Raw genomic sequence first — 317 nt, 5'->3', positions numbered from 1 at the left:
CGGTACGTGGATTAAGACAAGTCAATAATGAATTAGGAATTATCTTGATGGCAGCAAATATGAATAAATTGGCCAAAATGATGGCCAATTTAACTCATATTTTTGGTTGGATAGAAAAACTGAGCCGCATCTTCCAGAGAAAGTGGAAAATGGGTTCTACAATATATGTTGTTGGTAATAGATTTTTATCTATTACTGATGACAGTTTTTTTATTTATCATTAGAATAAAAAAGCGGACATTTTGAGGTGTACCCCCAAAGTTAAAGTAAATATTTGCTTGTCTTTCCTAGGCGGCCCGGAGTCGATATTTTATCGG

At 34.4% G+C, this 317-nt stretch carries 1 protein-coding gene; it reads left to right on the top strand.

Annotated features, from left to right (window positions below; all coding sequences use genetic code 11):
- On the top strand, positions 1-224 hold a 224-nt coding region (locus tag LPKJCM_RS13225; RefSeq protein ID WP_225364172.1), incomplete at its 5' end, for a hypothetical protein.
- Positions 225-317 lie beyond the last annotated feature (93 nt).

Origin of the sequence: Lentilactobacillus parakefiri, assembly GCF_002157585.1 — a bacterium.
Taxonomy (GTDB): domain Bacteria; phylum Bacillota; class Bacilli; order Lactobacillales; family Lactobacillaceae; genus Lentilactobacillus; species Lentilactobacillus parakefiri.
The sequence above is the reverse complement of the archived record's forward strand: the minus strand, read 5'-3'. Positions and strand labels throughout refer to the sequence as shown.